General features: G+C 61.2%; 1 protein-coding gene and 1 pseudogene. Both read right to left on the minus strand.

Translation table 11 applies throughout. The features are described 5' to 3' along the window. Positions 1–400 (minus strand): ABC transporter substrate-binding protein (locus EN939_RS36910; protein WP_164751633.1); only part of this gene is annotated, 400 nt, incomplete at its 3' end. A 36-nt stretch (positions 401–436) separates the two neighbouring features. Beyond that, positions 437–644, minus strand: a pseudogene (locus EN939_RS36915) (ABC transporter permease); the annotation flags it as partial.

Below are 644 nucleotides of genomic sequence, written 5' to 3' on the forward strand. Positions count from 1 at the left end.
GCGGCGAGCCGGTCTTGACGACGATGTAGGAACCGCCGGCCTTCACATAGCTCGACAGGCCGATCAGCTTGACGTCGGCGCCGGACGCAGCAACCCGCAGCGCCGGATTGTTGCCGGTATAGGTGAATTCGATCGCACCGGTGGCCAGCGCGGTCGTCGCCTCCGAACCGCCATTGAAAGTCACCAGTTCGACCTTGATGCCGTCCTTGGCGAACTCCTTCTCCCACCAGCCGTCCTTCTGGGCGAGGATGAATTTGAGATGCCCCGGCGCGGTACTGCCGATGCGGATAATTTCAGGCTTGTCCTGCGCGAAGGCAGGCATGCCACCAAGGCCGATGACGACGCCAATAGCGCCCTTCAGCAGCAGCCGGCGAAGTGCGTCGAATGGAATGTTGGGCATGGGAAAAATCCTTCCTGGTTGGAATGAATGGACCGCTTAAATGAGCGAGGTCTCGGACTGGCCTTTCCAGGCTGTTGCCCAGCGCTCGAACCAGACGAGCAGGTAGTTGACGGTCAGGCCGATGACGGTCAGCGTCAGGATGCCGGCGTACATGTCGGCCGTTTCCATCATCAGCTGCGAGTTCTGGATGAGGAAACCGAGGCCGGATTTGGCCGCCAGCATCTCGGCGCCGATGACCGCGAAC

It is taken from the genome of Mesorhizobium sp. M7A.F.Ca.CA.002.05.1.1 (genome assembly GCF_003998335.1).
In the GTDB taxonomy this organism is placed as follows: domain Bacteria; phylum Pseudomonadota; class Alphaproteobacteria; order Rhizobiales; family Rhizobiaceae; genus Mesorhizobium.